General features: G+C 47.6%; 15 protein-coding genes. 2 read left to right on the forward strand and 13 right to left on the reverse strand.

Translation table 11 applies throughout. The features are described from left to right. Nucleotides 1–66: 66 nt before the first annotated feature. The 6 genes from B5E53_RS08070 to B5E53_RS08085 all read right to left on the reverse strand — a co-directional run bounded on the left by B5E53_RS08070 (nt 67) and on the right by B5E53_RS08085 (nt 6,307). The gene (locus tag B5E53_RS08070; RefSeq protein WP_087313924.1) at nt 67–1,416 is read right to left on the reverse strand and encodes a radical SAM protein; all 1,350 of its coding nucleotides are present in this window, start codon (nt 1,414–1,416) and stop codon (nt 67–69) included. Between the two features lie 237 nt (nt 1,417–1,653). Continuing rightward, on the reverse strand, nt 1,654–1,821 hold the full coding sequence (locus B5E53_RS19505) for a S16 family serine protease (protein WP_204245510.1): 168 nt from the start codon (nt 1,819–1,821) through the stop codon (nt 1,654–1,656). A gap of 89 nt (nt 1,822–1,910) precedes the next feature. Then, nucleotides 1,911–3,644: an ABC transporter ATP-binding protein gene (locus B5E53_RS08075; RefSeq protein WP_087313926.1), complete on the reverse strand. Its 1,734-nt coding sequence runs from the start codon at nt 3,642–3,644 to the stop codon at nt 1,911–1,913. Beyond that, nucleotides 3,637–4,827, reverse strand: a complete 1,191-nt coding sequence (locus B5E53_RS08080; RefSeq protein WP_343215613.1) for an ABC transporter ATP-binding protein — start codon at nt 4,825–4,827, stop codon at nt 3,637–3,639. The genes B5E53_RS08075 and B5E53_RS08080 overlap by 8 nt, the downstream gene beginning before the upstream one ends. Nucleotides 4,828–4,838: 11 nt before the next feature. Beyond that, complete coding sequence (locus tag B5E53_RS20090) at nt 4,839–5,438, reverse strand: ABC transporter transmembrane domain-containing protein (RefSeq protein ID WP_343215614.1); 600 nt, start codon at nt 5,436–5,438, stop codon at nt 4,839–4,841. 242 nt (nt 5,439–5,680) lie between these two features. Beyond that, complete coding sequence (locus tag B5E53_RS08085; RefSeq protein ID WP_087313928.1) at nt 5,681–6,307, reverse strand: TetR/AcrR family transcriptional regulator; 627 nt, start codon at nt 6,305–6,307, stop codon at nt 5,681–5,683. Between the two features lie 307 nt (nt 6,308–6,614). On the opposite strand from B5E53_RS08085, the gene B5E53_RS08090 reads away from it, so the two are divergent. Next, the gene (locus B5E53_RS08090) at nt 6,615–6,794 is read left to right on the forward strand and encodes a hypothetical protein (RefSeq protein WP_162611851.1); all 180 of its coding nucleotides are present in this window, start codon (nt 6,615–6,617) and stop codon (nt 6,792–6,794) included. Between the two features lie 135 nt (nt 6,795–6,929). Here B5E53_RS08090 and B5E53_RS08095 read toward each other — a convergent pair whose 3' ends face one another. After that, a complete protein-coding gene (locus B5E53_RS08095) occupies nt 6,930–7,781 on the reverse strand; it encodes an aldo/keto reductase (protein WP_087313932.1) in 852 nt (283 codons plus the stop codon). Between the two features lie 292 nt (nt 7,782–8,073). Between B5E53_RS08095 and B5E53_RS08100 the strand changes: the two genes are divergently transcribed. After that, entirely contained in the window at nt 8,074–8,922 is an 849-nt protein-coding gene (locus B5E53_RS08100) for a LysR family transcriptional regulator (RefSeq protein ID WP_162611852.1), read from the forward strand. Nucleotides 8,923–8,956: 34 nt separating this feature from the next. Here the strand turns inward: B5E53_RS08100 and B5E53_RS08105 are convergent, their stop codons facing one another. The 6 genes from B5E53_RS08105 to B5E53_RS08130 all read right to left on the reverse strand — a co-directional run bounded on the left by B5E53_RS08105 (nt 8,957) and on the right by B5E53_RS08130 (nt 15,722). Continuing rightward, nucleotides 8,957–9,961 carry a 2-hydroxyacid dehydrogenase gene (locus tag B5E53_RS08105; protein ID WP_087313936.1) on the reverse strand — a complete coding sequence of 335 codons (1,005 nt, stop codon included), beginning with the start codon at nt 9,959–9,961 and terminating at the stop codon, nt 8,957–8,959. A gap of 155 nt (nt 9,962–10,116) precedes the next feature. Further along, nucleotides 10,117–11,601 carry a glycoside hydrolase family 32 protein gene (locus B5E53_RS08110; RefSeq protein ID WP_087313938.1) on the reverse strand — a complete coding sequence of 495 codons (1,485 nt, stop codon included), beginning with the start codon at nt 11,599–11,601 and terminating at the stop codon, nt 10,117–10,119. 138 nt (nt 11,602–11,739) lie between these two features. Next, the gene (locus B5E53_RS08115; RefSeq protein WP_242963582.1) at nt 11,740–12,630 is read right to left on the reverse strand and encodes a LysR family transcriptional regulator; all 891 of its coding nucleotides are present in this window, start codon (nt 12,628–12,630) and stop codon (nt 11,740–11,742) included. Nucleotides 12,631–12,650: 20 nt separating this feature from the next. Then, a complete protein-coding gene (locus tag B5E53_RS08120; protein WP_162611853.1) occupies nt 12,651–13,628 on the reverse strand; it encodes a lysylphosphatidylglycerol synthase transmembrane domain-containing protein in 978 nt (325 codons plus the stop codon). A 151-nt stretch (nt 13,629–13,779) separates the two neighbouring features. Next, complete coding sequence (locus tag B5E53_RS08125) at nt 13,780–14,673, reverse strand: DNA/RNA non-specific endonuclease (protein WP_087313942.1); 894 nt, start codon at nt 14,671–14,673, stop codon at nt 13,780–13,782. A 272-nt stretch (nt 14,674–14,945) separates the two neighbouring features. Further along, on the reverse strand, nt 14,946–15,722 hold the full coding sequence (locus B5E53_RS08130) for a leucine-rich repeat domain-containing protein (RefSeq protein WP_087313944.1): 777 nt from the start codon (nt 15,720–15,722) through the stop codon (nt 14,946–14,948). Between the last annotated feature and the right edge of the window lie 440 nt (nt 15,723–16,162).

Raw genomic sequence — 16,162 nt, forward strand, 5'->3', positions numbered from 1 at the left:
CCACGCCTGCGCATTTTCACAAATCGCTTCTTCGTGGACAGCTTTTCTGTCTGGTTTTATGTATTATTATTTGCCGCTGGCTGCCCACATTTCTTCAGCCTGTGGTTTCCAATTCTCCGCATATGGTTTGCAGCGGTCACAAAGCTGATCGACTTCTTCCGGTGATTCATAGTCTGTGGATTTCGCACCGGATTCTTTGACCATCTTAGGCAGAAGTTCCGAATTCTCCAGCATCGGACATGGACGGAGCATATTTTTATTGAATGGCTGTCCGTCATGATAAGCCATAAAGATCGGGCTCTTTAATGCCTCAAGCAATGTGCACTCCCGGATATTCGCGTTGGAATAATGAATAAATACGCAAGGCTCTACATCGCCCTTTGCGTTGATATGCAGATATCTTCTTCCGCCGGCGATACATCCTCCTACGTACTCGGCATCGTTCTGGAAATCCATGGAGAAAATAGCCTTTGTACTTCTGTATGCCCGGATTCTGTCATAAATCATCTTTCTCTGCTCCGGTGTAGGCAGAAGTTCCGGCGCTGCGCCGTTTCCAACCGGCATATAGTGGAAGAACCAGATGAACAGAGCACCGGCTTCCATGATCATATCGAAGAACTTCTCGCTGCTGATATCTTCACAGTTCTTGCTGGTGTAGCAGGCGGAGATACCAAATGGCAGTTTATTCTCTTTTAAGAGCTTCATAGCGTGCATCACTTTTTCATAGGAGCCCTCTCCTCTTCTGCCATCGTTGGCCATCTCAAAACCTTCCAGGCTGATAGCCGGAACAAAGTTCTTTACACGAAGCATTTCCTGGCAGAACTCTTCATCAATCAGTGTTCCATTTGTGAAGCTCAAAAATTCACAATCCGGATGTGTTTCACAAAGTTTAATGATATCTTTCTTTCTTACCAGTGGCTCACCGCCGGTGAAGATGTACATATATGTACCCATTTCTTTTCCCTGAGATACGATGGAATCCAGCTCCTCGAAGGAAAGGTTCAGACGGTTGCCGTATTCTGCAGCCCAGCATCCGGTACAATGCATATTGCAGGCGGAAGTCGGGTCAAGAAGAATGGCCCACGGCACGTTGCAGTTCTCTTTCTCTGCAACTTCTTCCTGTTTTGCACTGCCGATCAGGCTGGCGTTGACGATAAAGTTTTTAAAAAATGTATTCCGGACGCCCTCATCCAGATTCCATACTTTCATGATCAGCTCATACCAGTTGCTCTTTTCCGCGATTGCTTTTCTGAAAGCGCTTCTCTGGGACTCATACCATCCGGCCGGCGCAACTTTGTCAACCAGATTCATGATCTTTGGTATATTTTCCTCCGGATTCTTTCCAAGATATTCCCATGCTTTTGTCAGTGATTTGGACATGGCCGCAATCTTTGCTTTCTCTACCAGTTTACTCATTCTATATCTTCTCCTTTTGTTCAAATTTTTGCATTCCGTGAAAATATTGTTATTATTTTCACATTGCATTTTTATGATAAATCGCAAATAAAAAAAAGTCATTGGGCAAAACTTTTTTTCTGTCTCAAAATGGGACACTCCCGCAAAAAGTGTTACTTTTTCGGACATGAATACGAAAAATGTTACTTTTTGGGACAAAATGAAGAAATTGTCCAAATGACTTTTTTATTATTTATTTTATTTCTCCTGCGTCAGGATTCCTGTCTGTTTCAACACATCCGATACCCAGTGTACCGGAACGATATGCAGGGATTGTCTGGTTTCCTCCGGCACATCCATCAGATCATCCTGATTTTCTTCTTTTACTGCCGAGGAACGGCACAGCGAATCCAGACGATTTTTCAATTTTCAAAATATTCTGATAAAAAATATATATTTCATCTTTTAACTTTAAAATTATCAGAAATATTTGACCTCCAGTCAGAGTCTCTATACTACAATTTCCACCCGGCCGCCGTCTCTCTGGCGTTCACAAAGCGCCGGTAAATGCCGTCTTCCTGCAGCAATTCCTCATGACGTCCCTGCTGGACGATCCGCCCCTGATCCACGACAAGGATCTGATCAGCATTTCTGACGGTTTTCAGCCGATGGGCGATCATGAGAATGGTCTTTTCACTGGTGAGTGCTTCGATGGCGGTCACCAGATCCTTTTCATTCTCGGGGTCAACGTTTGCGGTCGCCTCGTCCAAGATGATGATTGGAGAATCTTTCATGATGGCTCTGGCGATGGAGAGACGCTGCTTTTCTCCGCCGGAGAGGGATGCGCCGCCCTCACCGATGACGGTATCGTACCCGTCGGGCAAGCGCATGATAAAATCATGGCAGCAGGCTTTTTTTGCCGCCTCGATGACCTTTTCCATGGGAGCGTCCTCCTGGCCGAAACGGATATTGTTGGCGACGGTATCCTGAAAGAGATACACATCCTGAAAGACAAAGCTGAAGTTTCGCATGAGGCTGTCCATGCTGTACTCCCGCACATCGGTGCCGCCCAGACGCACCTGACCGCTGTCCACGTCCCAGAATCTGGATATCAGATGGCAAAGTGTGGTCTTTCCGCCTCCGCTGGGACCCACAATGGCTGTGGTGGTCCGTTTCGGGATATGCAGGGTGATGCCGTCGATGATTTTTCTTTTATCGTAGGAAAAATCTATATTTTCCACATCGATGGAATCATCGGCGGGAACAATGTCCTTTCCACTGATATCCATCGGTTCCAGGTCAAGGATCTCCTGAGCCTTATCCACGCTGACATCCACGGTGCGGAGCAGCGCCGAATAATTTCCGGCGGAATCCAGACTGGAATAAACGATAAAGGAACAGATCATCATGGCGATGCACACCATCAGCTCCATGGTCCCCTGCAGATAAAACCAGAGGGACAGCAGGCACATGACAACGCCGGTCATTTTGGTCACAAAGTTCTGCAGTCCCATGTACGGGATAAATGTTTTCTCCAGGAGGAAATTCGTATCCACATTTTCATTGATGGCTGCGTTTAATTTCCTGCTCTGGGTGCCGGACAGATTGTAAGCGCGCACTTCCATGATGCCCTGGATGTATTCCAGAAGCTGTTCCACCAGAGTGCTGTCAGCGGCAATCTTTTTCGGGGATATCTTTTCTGACCTTTTCTGCATCCGGCTGTTGACCAGGAAAAAAAGCAGGAGGCCCACCAGCACCACGATACCGATCCGGTAATCATAGAACAAAAGCATGACGGCAATGATCAGCGTGGTGAGCACCCCCTGGGTCGTCAGCATGACCACCCGGGTGGCCACATCCCCGAGAGACTCCATGGTGTTGGTGGTCACGGAGGTGATATACCCCATGCTGTTCTTATTAAAATAGCCCATGGGCAGGTAGCGCAGATGCTCCGCGATCTCAATGCGTTTGCCCGCCGTGGTATCATAGCCGGCCTCGCACTGGATGATCGTGTTAAAATACCGGACCACAGAACCTCCGATGACGCTCACAAGACAGATGCCCAGGCACTGCCAGATGACCATTGGCGTAACCCGTCCGCCGATGACCGCGTCGAGCATCCACACGATGGCGGGAATCTTTAAGGCGTCAAAGAGAGCCATAAAGATACCGAATACGATGGACTGATAGAATTTCCGCTTGTTTTTCCCGCCGCAGAAATCAAAGAATTTCGACAGAATTTTAAGCATTTGCGGCACCTCCTTTTTCCGGATCTTTTTTGTTCTTTCCACAGTTTTCTGTGTTCACCGTGTCTTTCACAGAAATGTGCGCCTCCCACATATTTTTATATAATCCATTTTTTTGCAGCAGTTCCCTGTGGGTGCCGGAAGAATCCACACGGCCGTCGTTTATGACATAAATCCGGTCCGCATCGGCGATGGTGGAAAGCCGGTGGGCAATGACGATCAAAGTCTTTCCCTGCACCAGTTTTGCCACGGACGCCTGGATCACCGCCTCATTTTCCGGGTCCATATAGGCACTGGCCTCATCCAGGATCACGACAGGCGCGTCCTTCAACATGGCCCGGGCGATGGCAATCCGCTGCCGCTCGCCGCCGGAGAGATGTCCGCCAGAACCGCCGGCAATGGTGTCATAGCCATCTTCCAGCTGCATGATAAAATCGTGGCATCCACTCTTCTTTGCCACGGCGATCACTTCCTCATCCGTGGCTCCGGCCCGCCCCATGCGGATATTTTCCATGATGGTATCATTAAAAAGATAATTATCCTGGGACACATAGGCCACTCTCCGGTTGTACTCCTCCAGAGAAAGTCTCCGGATATCCACGCCGCCGATACAGATGCTGCCCTCCTGCACATCCCAGAGAGACGCGATCAGTTTGGCAATGGTGGACTTGCCGCTGCCGGAAGGCCCCACCAGGGCGGTGACCGTGCCGGACAGCATCTCCATATCGATACCGTGAAGCACTTCTTTGTCTCCATAACCAAAATGTACATTTTTAAGGCTCACGGAATAATCGGCCGGTTTTTGTTCATCCTGACCCGGCCGGGACAGCTCTTCTGCCATCAGTATTCCGGTGATCTCGCCAAAAACCGTTTTCATCTTTCCGATATCATCGGAATAAGACATACAGGTGATCAGCGGCTGAATCAGCCCCACCGACAGCAGGATGATCATAATAAAATCCGCCGGAACGAGACTTCCATTCATGGCAAACAGTCCGCCGAAAGGCAGCACCGTGAGTGCTGTGCAGGGCGTCAGCACCATGGCAAGAGAAAACGGAATGTCACATTTGCGCATCCACTCCACATAACAGGAAGCGCCTTCTTTTGCCGCTGTGACAAAACGCTCATAAGAACTTTTTGCTTTTCCAAATGCTTTTATCACTTCAATGCCATTGATGTATTCCACTGCCGTATCGTTTAACGTCTTGGTTTAACCAGAACATTTCTATAATTCTCTTCATAGCCGATCATCATGAGCATATAGCAGAGAAGGCCCAGCGGCAGAGTGATCAGGGAAAGGAGCGCCATGCGCCAGTCAATGGTCAGCATATAAACGAACACAAGGAGCGGTGCCAGCAGATTGGCGGTAAATTCCGGCAGAATATGCGCCAGAGTGGTCTCGATACTGTCTGTCCTCTCCATCATGATATTTTTCAGAGAACCGGACGGCATATCTTTTACGTACCCCAGGGGCACCCGGGACAGCTTATCGCACATCTGACGCCGGAGCCCGCCCAGCACATGGAAGGTGGCCTTATGGGAGCAGGTGGTAGAGATGCTGTGGCAAAAAACCCTTCCGGCCCAGAAGACCGCCATCCAAAGTCCTTCCATGAGATATCCCTGCCAGTTCCTGTCTCCCTCCACCAGCCGGTGTATCATATCTCCCATGATAAAATAAGGGATCACTCCAAAGACCACGCCCAGCACCGCCACCGATACACTGGTGACATACAGATTCCTGTGGCTGCCGGCAAAAGTCAGTACCCAGGAAATGGTTGATTTTTTCTTTTCGTTCAAAATGAAATCCTCCCTTCTGAACATTCAATGTTATGCTTTGTTATACTTTTATCCAGGTTAGGTAATTTTATCTTTGATAAGTTTTATCTAACTTCAATCAGAAAGAAAAAGGAATTCCTCAAATGCCCCAGCCTCATAAACTCAGCTCAACCTTTCTGTTTCTTTCATCTGGCTGCATCAAAATTCCTGTTTCTTTATTCTGTAGTTTCTTTATCACTGTGTAATCCGTCGATATTTTATAGTCAGTCAAACTTCACTCCGAGAATCCGTTCCCATCCCCCGATGTGAAACTCTTTCAGATACTGAATTCTCTTTACAGCCTCCTCCTTATTCATGTCCTGGACGACCATCTCGAAAACACCAGAAAACATGCCGCTGGAAATCATCTGACAGAGTCTCCGGTCCAGCTCAGGCACCGGATGTCCCAGAGAACGCAGGACATCCAGATATCTTTCGGTGGCATCCACTTCCTGTTCCACGATTTCCTGCACAAAATTCTCATAGGATGTGCCGGCTGCACAGCATAAAAGCAGCTTCGCAGCGTCATAGTGCCCGGCATAAATGTAATCAAGAATCTGATCCAGGGAATCCGACGACACATGGAGCATTTCTTCCGTCTGCTTTTCCGGCGGCGTCTCCCGGATTTCCCGGAGTCCTCTGGCAAAACACCCCCTAATCGCATCGGCCGCCGGTTTTACCAGCGCATCAAAGAGAGCTTCTTTTGTGGGATAATACCGGTAAAAGGCCCCTGTCGTCACTCCCGCCTTCTTCACAATGCTGCGAAGAGAGGCTCCCTGAAATCCTTTTGCCAGAAATTCTTCCCGGGCTGTCTGTAAGATCAACGTTAACGTTGTGTTTTCCTCTTCCATTCTGCCTCCTTTATAAATGTCCCGTTATCGAAAAGATAACAGTGTTAGCTAACACTGTTATCAGGATAACATAAGACAAAATCCCGTACAAGAGTCTTAGTGAGAAAGAGTTTCATTTGCAAATGTGCTGATAATTTTTTTCAGTTATTCTGTTTTTTGTGCAAAAATACCTTTGAAAATATAGAAAAGCTGGGGAAACCGCATCGGCGCAGCCTTCGCGGCCAGACACAGCGATCCTGAAAAAGATAATCCTTACATATGCCAGCTTCTGCGGCAGGCCGGAACCGTCGCCATCATGTGCCCGACCATGAGCCTTGTGGCTTCCATCCTGTTTAACGTGATCCTGGCGGGAGATCCCGTCACACAGCTCCCGGCTATCTGGGTCGGAACTTTCCTCAAAAACTTCCCGATGGCATTTTTCTGGAATATGTTCGCCGCCGCGCCGTTTACCCACTGGGTGTTCGGGAAGATATTCCGGGAGGAATGAGAAAAAACAGATCAACCACACAAAAAGAGGGTACCCCCAAAATCATTTAATGACTTTTGGAATACCCTACAGACAGTTTATTTACCTGAAAACCGCTTTCCGGCTTATGATTCATTTTTATATAGCAGAATATTTTTATTCATGTACTTTCATGCCGTGCAGCATTTTTGTGAAAGCAGGATCATCGTGATCGACGATCTCGCTGTGCCCCAGATCAAGTTTGGCGATCTCTGCCATATCTTCCTCGCTTAACTTGAAGTTCCAGATATTCATATTCTGTTCTATACGTTCTTTATGCACAGATTTCGGGATAACTACCACGCCGCGCTGTACATTCCAGCGAAGGGCAACCTGCGCGGCTGTCTTTCCGTATTTCTCTCCGATTTTTGTGAGAACCGGATGGGTAAAGATGCCATGATTGCCTTCTGCAAATGGTCCCCATGCTTCCGGACGCACGCCGTATTCTTTCATGACTGCCAGAGCGTTTTCCTGCTGAAAGAACGGATGCAGTTCCACCTGATTGACTGCCGGGATCACTTCCACTGTCTCGCAGAGGTCGGCAAGGCGGGCCGGGTAGAAGTTGCAGACGCCGATGGCGCGGATGGTTCCATCTTTATATGCTTCTTCCATGGCCCGGTACGCGCCGATATAGTCTCCCATCGGCTGATGAATCAGATAGAGATCCAGATAATCAAGTCCCAGATTATCCAGGGATCTCCGGATGGCTTTTTTTGCTTCCTCATAGCCGGCATCCTGCACCCAGAGCTTTGTGGTGATGAAAAGCTCTTCTCTCGGTACACCGCATTTTTTGATGGCTGCGCCCACAGCCTGCTCATTCATGTAAGCGGCCGCCGTATCAATGAGACGGTATCCGCTGCCGATGGCGTCAAGCACTGCCTGCTCACACTGTGCGGCGTCCGGCACCTGAAATACTCCAAAACCTTCCAAAGGCATTTCCACTCCGTTATTCAATGTTACATATTCCATTTTACATTCCTCCTGTTTATTGTTCTATCTGCGTCATTCATTCATGAGACGACATATGTTTTTCACATCTGCAATTTTCATTTCTTCCTTTGACAGTTCTCATTGTACTTTCTTTCCCAAAAAATGTACAATGCCGATTCCGCAGAACTTTATAACTAAAACGCATAGTGAATTCGAAAATATACTCGATAATTAAATGGAATATCCTAAATGAAATGCATAGTAAACTTGTGGCTCTGGTGAAGACATGTTAAAATATAAAGATATAACTCAAAAAGAAAGGACGCAAAATATGTTTGAATTGCACCAGCTGGAACAACTGATCGCTGTGGCGGAGTGTAAAACTCTGTCGGCGGCAGCGGAGAAACTTCACCTGTCTCAGCCGGCACTGAGCCGTTCCATGCAGAAACTGGAAGCTGAACTGCAGGTGCCTCTGTTTACCCGTCATAAAAATAAAATTGAACTCAATGAGAACGCCAAAATGGCTGTGGATTATGCCAGAAAAATTCTTTGGCAATCCCGGGATATGATGGAGCATCTCAGAGCTTTTGATCTGAGCCGGCGGACCATCCGTGTAGGCTCCTGTGCTCCGATGCCCATGTGGGATGTGCTGCCCGTCCTGTCCAGCCTTTATCCGGCCATGACGATTTCCTCCGAGATAAAAGAGGAAGAAGCGTTGCTTCAGGGTCTTTTGGACGGAACTTATCAATTTGTTTTTCTCCCTTACGAGATCACGGAAAATGGAATACAATGCAAAAAATATATGGAAGAACATTTATTCTTCTCTCTGCCGCCGGGACACGCCCTGTCCGGCAGAAAAGTGCTTCACCTGCGGGATTTAAACGGAGAGACCATGCTTTTGTACTCTGACATTGGTTTTTGGAAAAAGGCATTGGAAAAAGAAATGCCGGAGACTCACTTCCTCGTCCAGACAGAATTTTCCACCTTCCATGAACTGGTAAAGGCCTCCGTCCTGCCTTCCTTCATCACAAATCTTGCTATAAAGAAAGAGGAGGAGACCTCAAATCGAATCAATATCCCCATTGATGATCCGGAGGCCAGCGCCACATTTTATCTGGCCTGTTCATCGGAAACTGCAAAAACCTACCGAAAATTCCTTCAATATTGTTTTTCGGATTGAAGGAACATCATATTCATGACAGGTGTGAGCAGGATCAAAATAACGAAACCGGCCGGTTGACCACCCGGAGCAGAGGCTTGCCATCAGAGAGCCTCTCCAGGTTCTCCCAGATCATCGCGTATCCCCGGCGGAAACTGGAGGCGGTGATTCCTCCGATGTGCGGAGTGAAAATGATCTTCCCGGTCACCTCCTCCGGCTGCTGTAACAGGGGATGCTCTTTTTGTACCGGCTCATTATCCAGAGTATCCAGTCCTGCCATGGCAAGTTTTCCGCTCTGTAAAGCCTCTGCCAATGCCTCATCGTCCACCAGCTCTCCCCGGGAAGTGTTGACAAAATAAGAGTCCGGTTTCATTTTCTCAAAAAATGTCCGGCCGCACATATTTTCTGTTTCTTTTGTGACCGGCAGATGCAGGCTCACGATATCGCAGAGCACCAGCAGATCATCCAGGGGAAGATACATAGCGTGATACTTCACTTCTTCCTCCGCTTCCAGGCGATGACGTTTATAATAATAGACTTCTGCCCCGTATGCCGCCAAAAGCTGTGCCGTGGCTTTCCCGATATCTCCAAGACCGATCAGCCCAACTCTGCAGTCTGCCAGTTCTCTGAGACTCCCCTCAGCCATGTACTGTTCTTTTACCATAATCTGTCGGCCATCCCGCACTGCCCGGTCATTGACGATAATGTTTTTGATCATTCCCTGCATGAGCAGAATGGTCTGCTCCGCCACGGCGGACGCATTCATACCGGCACAGTTGCACACCGATACCTGGTGCGCTGACGCGGCGTCCAGATCAATCTTATTATAGGCAACCCCTTCTGAATGAATCATCCTGAGGGCAGGAAGACGCCCGATGAGATCTCCTGATATCTCAGCGATGGCATCCGCCACGATCACTTCTGCGTCCGGCATGGCCGCCGCATATTCTTCCGGCGTATGCCCCATGGTCATCTCGGCCGTCTCCACGGTCTGCGCAAACTCCGTATCCGGTTTGTAGCGTTCCATGTTCTCTGCTTTCCCAATATGCAATACTTTCATCACTGCTGTTCTCCTTCTCTTTCTCAGTGTCGTTTATATAAAAACGGCCCCAAATCACTGCTTTTCTTTCCCGCAGGAAACATTTTATCGAAAATACAGCGATTCAGGACCGTTTTGTTCCGTTTTACCGTGATAACAGGCTGCCCTGCTATCTGCTATAAGTTATATTTCACGATATCCATGGTCACAGCGCCGTCTGCCACAAAGGAAATACCGTCGGCAGACAGATCGGTATGTACCGTCGCGGCCATCACATGCTCGCCGTCATTTACAAACACTTCCATGCTGAAGTTGTCCAGGATAATCCGCAGCTTGATCTGTCCCTTATCACTGCGGACAAGACTTCTCCGCTGATGAATGATGGCTCTCCGGGAACCGGAGAACTTCCGGTCTACCTTCAAAAGGGATTCATGCGGCCGGAAACTTAAGGATGTAAAATATTTCTCATCCTGAGCAAATCTGACCCAGAACTTCTGGTATAACTTCTCCTCATCGCCCGGCCGAAGTGTAAGCTCCATGTCCACCCGGCGTCCTTTGATTCCGTCCAGACGGATGGTCGTATCTTTCAGAGTCACATTTTCATAGACTACTTTATCATGGCGGAGCTCTTCCAGCTCACGGATCGGTTTCTGGATCAGCCGGCCGTTCTTTACGGATAATTCCCTCGGCAGGCTCATCTGACCAAACCATGGTTCTTTAAAGGTATACAGGTTGCAGGTATCCCAGTTCTGCATCCAGCCGATCATGATCCTTCTTCCGTCCGGAGTCAGAACCGTCTGCGGAGCGTAAAAGTCAATGCCGTAGTCAATGGCCTGGTTGTGCTCCTCATGGAAAGTATCCGTCTCTTCATCATAAGTACCGATAAAGCACACTGTACCATTGCCGTTGTGGTATTCAAATCCCTGCGGCAGCATATCCTGCGGACTGGTGAGAAGAACCTGTTTTCCATCCAGTTCAAAGAAATCCGGACATTCCCACATCTTTCCGAAACGGTCATGATTGCGGAGAAGGATCTTCTCAAAATTCCAGTGCAGGGCGTCCTTGCTGCTGTAAAGGAGAATCTGTCCGTCTCTGTCTCCATCGCAGTTTCCTGCTACGCAGCGGTACGTCCCGTCCTCCGCCTTCCATATCCTGGGGTCACGGAATTCAAACCGGTCTCCGCCCTCCGGCAGCTGACTCTCATCGATAACCGGATTCCCTTCGTACTTCTCATAGTTCACTCCATCTCCGATGGCAACGCACTGGGTCTGCACTCCCTTTTTGGTTCCATCCGGCAACTCCTCTTCCACAACGCCGGTGTACATTAAGAGATGTCTTCCGTCATCCATCTCCACGGCGCTGCCGGAAAAACAGCCGTCCTTATCGTAGCTCTCATCGGGAGCCAGCGCTGCCGGAAGATATCTCCAGTGCAGCAAATCCTTACTGACTGCATGTCCCCAGTGCATCGGTCCCCAGTAAGACGCATATGGATGATACTGATAAAACAAATGATATTCGCCGTTATAATAAGAAAAACCGTTGGGATCGTTCATCCATCCCACCTGTACGGAAAGATGGAATCCAGGCCGCTTCGCCTCTTCCACTTTTTTTGTGTTTTCCCGTTCAAATGTTCTGGCTTTTTCTAACAATTCACTGCCCATATTTACTCTCCTCCGCTGTCATCATATTGTGTGGTTAAGTGGATTATTTATTTGGTTAGTTCTTGAAAAACTTGTTGCATCGTATCACTTCTGCCATGGTTTGTCAATGGATATTCCGCCATAACCTGAAAGAAAAAATCACTGCTCTTTTTTCTCATTCTGCTGAATCAGTTTCCGGAGAATTCCGGCAAATTCTTCTATATAATAATTACTTCGTTCCTTAAGCCAGAACATACAGTAATTACGTCTCAACGGTTCCCCGTTCTGAACAATGGACAAACGGCGGATGGCGGGGCCGGCCGGAGGAAGTGTTCCCACGCTCTCAACAGGAAGAAATCCCCGGTTTCCCGTCACCATCAGCCTGCCTTCTTCCAGATTCTCCGCAAACAGAAATTTACCGCCAAAACCCAGCGTATTTTTAAAATAATTCTCTTCTGTATTCTGCTGTTCTCTGAAAGAGATCAGGATACAGGTCATTCTTTTGAGTTCATCAAGTTCCACAGCCGTCCGGCCGCTTAAAGAACTGCGGACAGAGACTTCCGCAAAACAACGGCACTGAAGCAGCTGATAATTGACATATTGATCAGAAAATGCTCTGCGCTGGTCATTGAGGATCAGATCCGCGCCGCCAAACCGGAGCAGATCGTACAGCTCCTCATGGGTTCCGTTGACAATGCTGATGGAGACTTCCGGATACAGCCGGGAAAACTCCGCCACCGCCTGATAAAGTTCCTGACCGCTGTAACACCGCAGATACCCGATGCGCAGCTGCAGCTCCTGATCCTGGCCCAGGCGGATGGTTTCTTTCCGAATGGTCTCCACTTCCTCCAGAATTCCTTTGCTCTGATTGTAAAAATACTCTCCGGCGGCAGTGAGAGAAAACTTGCGGTTCTCTCTGTGAATCAGTTCCACGCCCAGTTCATTTTCCAGAGCCCGGATCTGCTGAGAGATAGCCGACTGGGAAATATAACATTGTTCCGCTGCTTCCGTGAAACTGTTGCAGTCCACCACAGCTGTAAAATATCGCATCTGCCGAAACAGCAAGATCATCATCCTTCCATTTTTTTCTCTTTTCGAAGGGACCAGGCCGCTACCACCATTCCCACCAGGAACGGGAACAGAGACACCACAACCCGGTAAAGGATTACCAGCGACACTACTTTTGCATCTCCCAGTAACGGATGAAACAGGAGAATAAGCATGGCGTCCAGAGATCCGTAACCGCTCGGCGTCGGAATCACACCGGCTGCCATTGTCGCCAGAGCCATCAGCACCAGAGAAACAAGAAGTGTCAGACGTTCCTCATCCCCGTACAGCACATACGGCGTCAGGAACCAGAAAAAATATTTGGCGAGATTCAGAAAAAACGCCAGAAACAGGCAGTGTTTCTTATGGTAGAGCTTCTTTGCCCCATCCTGCAGGATATCCGCCTGTTCCTCGACCTTTTTCACCCTCTGGTTCCAGTTTGCTTTCCTCTCCGTCGCCTTTTTGAGATAGAAAAACAGCAGATTCTTTCCCTTTTCAAAAACGGTTATGAGAAGAATGCCCGCTCCGATCGCCATCGTAATCAGAACCGCCAGAGCAATGTATCTCTGATATTCTCCGATATACTGTTCCACATACCGGAAACATACAAAAAAGCTGACGGCGCCCATGACACAGATGGTGATCTTCTGAATCAGATACTGCACCAGACTCATCCCTGTGGCTTCCGCCGCCTTCATGCCCTTTTTGTTCAGATAATATACCTCCGCAACGCCGGAACCGCTTCCGAAGGTCACCAGACGAAAAAAGCTGCAGTACAGCGCACAGGCAAATCCGCTCCGAAAAGAGACTCTGCCCTCGCATGACTGCGCCATGACGGTGATTACGCCTCCCTCAGCGAGGAAATATCCCATGGACAGGCACAAGAGCAGTACGACCGTCTTTCCGGGAACTTTTGCGATTTCCTGAAACCCTTCCAGGAAACTGTCCCGGAAAAACACAACAAGTATCACAAGAATCAACACTACTATCGCAATCTTCAACCATGTTTTCTTCTTTATTGTCAATACTTTTCACCTTACTTTATAAAATGTCCATCCTGTTTAGTCTGTTCTATCAGCCTAAAACGGTTGTCTATCTTATACTATCAGACAAATCTTACGATTTGTCAATATTTTTTGTAAAAGAATCTTTTTACGGATGACATCTTCCGCAAGGTTCATATCCATCGCTGATCAATTCGTCTCTCGTACCTGTATATTCCTGGCGGTTTTTCTCCTTGATATCCGCAGCTCCCGCACAGTCCGGCAGGTGGAATTTATGGGTGCTGGTATTTAAAATGTATGTTATCTCTTCATCTTTGGCGCCGGTGTTGTCTCCGGAAGATTCCCAGTTATCTCCGGTGGCATAGTCAATGGTGATATCCGGCTGCACATTATAGACATAGACATTAAAACTGATACCCTCGCCTTCATCTTCCACGGACTCCGCTTCCATCTGCACGCCGGAAGCCACCAGGTCATCCCCCTCAAAAACCGGCGTTACCCGGTACATTACATGATTGTCTGTCTCATGGACATAATCCGCTACCATATCTTCAAAAGGCAGCATTCCTTCCACATTCATATGCCGGGTGCCGGTGATCAGATTCTCCTCATTGGCGTTCTCTCCGGAAAGCTGATAACCGATCAGATGACAGCGGTTATAAAGATATCCGCCGTCCACATTCTCGTATTTCTCATTCTTCCATCCGGTGGGTTTGACTTCACTGATACTCTCCCTCTCCTCTGTGGGCATCAGCTCCTCGCCGATGCAGGCTTCCGCTTCCCCGCATCTGCCCAGAGAATCCAGCTCGCTGTATGTTTCATAGGCTTCTGTGGTCAATTCTGCCTCCGTAAAATCCGGCGTGTTGCCATTAATCTCCACATAAGGCTCGCCTTCGTACTCCGGCACATCCAGAACACTGGAATATTCCACCGTCCTTCCGCTGTCCGGCAGCTCACTGCCCGTCAATCCTGAGCAGGCCGTCAATGTCAGCAGGCAGGCTGTCATCAAGACTGCCGTCATCTTTTTCTTCTGTTTTTTCATGTGTTCTCTCCTTTACGATCAAAGATAAAAGTATTGAAGTATCTTCTCATATATTTTCCGGTAAGAAAGAATCCTGCAAAGCAGGATTCTCCGCCTGCGGCGGGTCGCGAAAGCGGCATCTTCCTATCCGCCGCAGTGCGATCCTCGCGGAGCGTTTTTTATTTCATAGGAATACAATTTCCTATGAAACAAAAAACTGCCCGGCAAAATGCCGGGCAGAAACGGTCGCTGATACAATCTTCATGCATCTTCACAATTACTGCGACTCACCTTTAGTTCGTGGTGCTTGTGCTTGTACTAGGAGCATCAAATGCCTTGTTCACGATGACATAGGAAGGAACGGTAGCCTTCATCATCTTCTTGATGTTCTTTGTCGCAACATTGATCACGAGATTTGTGTTGGTATTTTTAAACGCGTTGGATTTGACATCTTCTAACACACCAGATTTGATATTGACAACTCTGAGCGCTTTACATCCCTTGAACGCACATTTACGGATCACTTTCGCACCGGTCTTGATATTTACTGTTTTCAGATTCGTACACTGGAAGAATGCTCTTCTTCCGATATCTGTCACGTTCTTGCGAATAAGAACCTTTGTGATAGAACTTTCTTTCATGAATGCTTTTGTGTCAATCCGTGTTACATCATAGGTTACTCCGTCATATGTAATGCGGTTCTTTACTTTTACATATGTCTCCTCAGCATTTCCGGCAAATCCCATAAGAGATACCGTGTTGGTACTGGTTACCTTATATTCGTAACTTCCCTGGGTGATCAGAGTTCCGACCGGCTTCGGCTCTGCAGCCGGAGTAGTTGTCGTGGCAGCTTCTGTTGTGGTTGTGGTGGCAGAAGTGTCCTCCGTAGTGGCGGTAGTAGTAGTAGCGGTTTCTTCAGTGGTGGCAGTTGTCGTTATTTCGGATGGCACATCTGTTCCCTCTTCCCCCGCTGCAAACAGCTGCACCGTTGAGAAGGAGAATGCCATCGTTGCGGCCAGAGCCATGGCAAAAAGTCTCTTTGCGATTGATAATTTCTTAAACTTAGTCATAATCTTTCTTCCTCCGTTTCATTTTTATGTGTTGTCCATGTGTTGTGTCGCCTTTATGGCTGTGTTTCTTGAAAACAACTGTTGAATTGTGTTTTGATTCACACAAAAGCAACAATTAATTAATATTAATTTAACATTTAATTATGTGAAAAATAAGGACAATTATATAAAACTGCTAAAAAACTTCGAAAATACCCTCTGATTACAGTGATTTATCCACATATATCAAGATTTCTAAAGTTTTCATGTTTATCATAACACACCATGTTTATTCCTTCAATATAGTTTTCAGTTTTCTTTACTGTATCTTTGCCAATTATGTATATTTCTTCACAATTAAACAGAGTTTTATTGCAAAAAATCATCAACAGGAGCATTGACAGCATATACCCCATAGGGTATATTATACCTATACCCCTATAGGTATAATCGTTTGTTGA

The organism is Eubacterium sp. An11, from assembly GCF_002161065.1.
In the GTDB taxonomy this organism is placed as follows: Bacteria; Bacillota; Clostridia; order Lachnospirales; family Lachnospiraceae; genus Anaerobutyricum; species Anaerobutyricum faecale.